This is a genomic window from Nostoc sp., from assembly GCF_041747015.1.
Lineage (GTDB): Bacteria > Cyanobacteriota > Cyanobacteriia > Cyanobacteriales > Nostocaceae > Nostoc.
In genome coordinates, this window is record NZ_JBGTFY010000372.1 from 1 (window position 1) to 4,658 (window position 4,658).

A 4,658-nucleotide genomic window follows, 5' to 3' on the forward strand; every position below is an offset into this window, starting at 1 on the left:
TTTTACGACCTCTTGAGAACTGACAGCAACTTTCTCTACAACAACCCGTAATTCGTAGTCCACTCGTCAGCCCCTAACAACAACTTCATCGGTAGGACTTTAGCATGAAGCTATCCAGGCTGTAAATATATTACGCTCCCATGGTGTATATGGCGTTCTAAGGAACAATTTCTAAATGCTTTAGAAGTCAAGATGACGGATCTTCATGCTGTGAGATTTATTAACATGAGTTAGAAAATAAGGTCCTTAGTTAGAGAACTGCCATATCAAGAAGATAGTCACTACAGCGAATGCGCTCTTTTGAGGGGTCATAAGCTGCTGTGACCTGTTCCCAAGTGAGTGTGCTCGCAGCGAGTAGTTGCCACTTTTGCCAAGGGGTTTGGTTGTGCAGGGAGCAGTGACGTCGCTGGCGATTGTAGTAGTCCTGCCACTGCTGCAGCTGCTGGGGTAGATCGAATGACTTCAGGTTGACCAGTGAGTAGAACTCCTCGAGATCTGTTTTCTGGGTGCGCTCAACCTTGCCGTTGAGATGGGGAGAGCGGGGTTTAATCGGGCGAAACTTGATAGCGAGCTCCCGCAATCGATTCTGAACCGCAAGGGTCATGAACTCCTCCCCTCAGTCAGTCTGCAGCCGTTGGATGGGAAAGGGAAAAGCACTCACCATCTGCTCAACGAAGTTGAGAGTGCTCCGAGCAGTTTTGTTAGGGTACAGCCTCACGAGCTTCAGACGAGTACAGCCATCAATAGCTGTGTACTGGTAAAGCTTGGGACCAATCTTGCATACATCCATCTGCACCCGCTCACCCGGCGTGTCCTTCTGATAGCGTCTTCTACCCTTACGAATTCGTCTGGTAGCTTTGAGCAGCTTGACTCCTGTATGTTTGAGGACCTTGTGGATCGTGGCAGTGGACAAGGAGAAGTTGTACAGGCGAATCAGCTCGCTCTGGATGCGCCTAGCTCCCAGCTTGCGCTGGCGCAACTGCAGAATCCACTTGCGATGTTGCTCGAGCACTTTGGGTGACGAACAGCGTTTTGGCTTGCGGCTGCGGTCGTGCAAACCAGCCACTCCTTGTGCTTAGTAGCGTTGCCACCACTTGCGGAAGGTGGGATAGGAGATCCCACAACGACGACACACGAGTGAAGCATTGCCGGTCTTCTGATACAGCTGTACCCACTGCAGCCGCGCTTTCACTTTTCGTTCTTCTTCCATGCAAAGTTCCCTCGAAAATGAGAGAACTATACCTCAATCATGTTAATAAACCTCACACAGATGTGACTTAGCATGAAGGAGCAATTCTACAGGTAAGAATCTTCTACCCTACCATCAAGCCTGATTCTTGCAAAAAAACTCTCAAAGGCACTACCATCCTATCATGGTGTAATTTGACAATACTTGTTATCTCCCTCAACATTCATTGGCTACCAAAATTCTAGTTACTTTAGCAAGCCGGGAACTTTACCACAATCTATGCAAAATCCAATAATCAAAGCTCTGGTGAGCACAACAATTAAGCAATTTACTGTCAATAGCTCACAACTGCCAAGCTCACAAAAACATTCTCTACAAGTAGGCACCGAGCTTGAGGTTAGCAGCTACAAAGCATCTGCCAGCGTTGATCACTGGGAAGTAACTCTTAAATCACCAATAGGAAACATTGTAAAATGGTTTGCTTACAAACCTCATGTGGTTATTCTAGATACTCCTGACTCAGCTTTAGACAGAATCAAAAACCTCCATCAAGTTGGTGGATTTAAAGTTATTCCTCCAATTTATCAGCGCGCTACTGATCAAGATCGAGCTTCTGCGTCCGGTAAGGGAATTTTTCCTTGTGATGGAAAATTTCCCTGTGGTCAAGTAGATCAGCGCTCTGAAAGAATTTATTTGCCATTCGTTATGGCTACCCGTAGGCAAACTGACTCAATGGTCAGGCAGGCTTACTTGTTGCTCTCAGAAGATATACGACGAGATACAGCTTTTTTAATAGCTGATAGATTATGCCAAAATCCCAAAGCCTATATTAAATACATTGAAGACAAAAAAAATATTGTCCTGATTGGAAGCTTTATTGGGATTGATAATTACGAAAGCTTTGCTACATTTCCTGATTGGCTGAAAGAGCTTCATTCACTGGAACTACTGCAATTAGAATGTTCTATTGCTCTAATTCAGAGTTACGGAAAATCTATCGTTGATATTGTCTACAGTATGGGAGATTCTCCTTCTAATTATGCGAGAGCTTTCCGAGTTGAAATGGAGAAAAAGTATCATAATATTCTGGAATCTCATGGACTAGGTACTTCACAATTTTTACGCCGTCTTCCTTGGGGGGCTGACGAAACTACATTAGTTTCTTTTGCTCGTCAGATTCCAGACAAGCTTAAACTAAAAGTAGTTATGTCTAATCCTAAGTTTCTTCATCATTATGATGGTGGCGCAACAACTGAGGAATTAGTTACATCGACATTGGAAGAGCTAAAAATAGACAGGGTTTACGACAACAATTTTGATGTCCAAGTATTTATATTTGATTGGAAACCAGAGACCAATGTATCAAACTATAAATTCAAGACTTATGCGCCTAATACTCAACAATCTAACTTTGATCAAGCATTCGTTGATAACAATATTAAAAGCTTGAGCCCAAATTTACATTCAAAAGCTATTATTGTTGATGGTAGAAATCCTAACGGAGCTTGGGATGAACTTTCTATCCCCCCATCAGATCAGTTCTTAGCTTTTGGTTCTTGGGGAACTTTAGCCAATTCCTTAGGGCAGACACTTGCTTTTGCTAAGCTATTACACTTTTACAAAGGGCAAAATAAGCCGTCTATTCAACGTCAGCTTTTATTAGAAGCGATCGCTCATGATGTTTTTATTATTGGTCATGCGCAGGTGCAGCACGACCGGAGCCCTCTTCAAAACCTTCTAAAAAAGCAACCCCCACAAAATCGAACGCAGTACCATCGCGGTACTTATGACGATGTTTTAGACGTGGAAAAACTGTTCCAAGCCATCAATCAATTCGTCAATAGCAGGATGTCTATGATGATGCCTGGGGTAGCTAGCACTAAATTTACTGTTGTTCCGCAACTTTGGCGAGTTTTTGAGAGCCAAGTATTCACCAGTGATGGAGAGCTATCTGTTGCTGGAGTCTTTCGGAAGGATTTAAATCCTACAACTTTTGATCCATTTATTGCTGCTAAAAAGGTCCAAAAGTTTGGATTAGATGAGCTGGTCTAATATCTTGTTTTTGTTGCAGAAGTCAGGTTGTCTGGTGGGGTAGGAGATTTTTGGCTGTAGAATCACTCCTTGTATGTCCAAAGCTCGCCTGTTCAAGTGGCGTCACTCTGTGCGATTCGTTGCTGGCTGAATCAATAACCGTGCCAGGGCATGCCTGCTCTTATGATACTTACTCCAGATTATTCAGGTAGCTATCGCCAGCATCAAAGCTAGACTTGACCAGCCCCGCTGAGTTTGTTCAAGCCACTAAAAATGCGATTATCAAAGCGAACCTTTCTTCTCCGAACGGATCTGTGGAGTTTGTTGCTAAGCTGGGTCGTGCAATGGAAAAGGTTTCCCCAGAAGTCATGAGCTTGTTCGAGGGAGACTTGAAGGTTGCGCTTAAAGGAGTTCAGTTCTCTCATAAGGGAAGACAAGTGAGAGCGACAATATTCGCTAGGGGAATTCTGAGCTATCCAAATTTCGAAACTCGAAACTTCACAGAGAACTCCGTAAAGGTTCAGCTTGGCGTATTCCATCAGTTATGGAACACGCCTAGTCTTAAGCGCATGTTGTTCCATGATTTCATGCACTATATACTCTACCAGCGCTGCTTAGGAATCACTATTGAACATCCCCAACTGCAACTCCTCAAAACTCTAGTAGGTTTTAGCCCTTCAGAGCTTGAGTCTGCAACTGAACGCCATCAATCCTATCTGGTACTCCAGAGTTATCCAGACGTTAGCTGCTGGAATTCTCTAAAGATTTCTGGCATTTACAGTATCAGGAACCTAATAACAAACATGCAGTACATCGGGCAGTCCACTCAGATTAAGAACCGCTGGCAGAGCCATATGAGGGAACTCAACAAGAGCAGGCATTCTCGAACCTTGCTACAGCAGGACTGGAACCTGTACGGAGCAAATACTTTTGAATGGTTAGTAATTGAGGCAGTACCCGCTGAACGAGAACAATTGCTAATCCGGGAGCGATACTGGATGGATGCCATTGAACCTGGGTACAACTCCACCTCTACTTACGCCAGGACGTATCGACAAACAAAGGCAAGAAGCTAGATATAGATAGAAAAAGAGGGTAGTGATGCAAATACTTTCCTAAACGCTACCGGCAGCATTACAACTTATAATTGTGAAACTGCGAATAGTATTTCTTAGATTTTTTTGCAGCACCATCAGAACATGGAAGGCTCCATTGGAGTACCGTCTTCCTCTTTCCAAGCAGTAACTAGAATGGAGCATGGGTCATAGAAATCTCTGCACTGCTCCAAGCTGTACTGAGAGGATGTCTGAGAAGTATCAATCACTGTGCATTTGCCCCCTAAATCCCCCGCACCTCTACCGCCCTCTAAGAGAGGGAACCCGGAACCGGGGGACTTCCGATCCAGCTCCCCCCAGAATTGGGGAGGTAGGGGGGCGGC

Annotated in this window: 3 protein-coding genes and 1 pseudogene; 2 read left to right on the forward strand and 2 right to left on the reverse strand. The window is 44.4% G+C overall.

Going from position 1 to position 4,658, the window contains the following annotated elements:
- Window positions 1–250 precede the first annotated feature (250 nt).
- Window positions 251–1,210: pseudogene (locus ACEW80_RS29540) on the reverse strand (IS481 family transposase).
- A gap of 258 nt (window positions 1,211–1,468) precedes the next feature.
- Here ACEW80_RS29540 and ACEW80_RS29545 point away from each other — a divergent pair.
- Both ACEW80_RS29545 and ACEW80_RS29550 read left to right on the forward strand, forming a co-directional pair.
- Entirely contained in the window at window positions 1,469–3,241 is a 1,773-nt protein-coding gene (locus ACEW80_RS29545) for a hypothetical protein (protein WP_373530023.1), read from the forward strand.
- A 566-nt stretch (window positions 3,242–3,807) separates the two neighbouring features.
- Window positions 3,808–4,296, forward strand: a complete 489-nt coding sequence (locus tag ACEW80_RS29550) for a GIY-YIG nuclease family protein (RefSeq protein ID WP_373530024.1) — start codon at window positions 3,808–3,810, stop codon at window positions 4,294–4,296.
- A gap of 116 nt (window positions 4,297–4,412) precedes the next feature.
- On the opposite strand, the gene ACEW80_RS29555 is transcribed toward ACEW80_RS29550, so the two are convergent.
- Window positions 4,413–4,658: hypothetical protein (locus tag ACEW80_RS29555; protein WP_373530025.1), on the reverse strand; the 246-nt coding region annotated here is incomplete at its 5' end.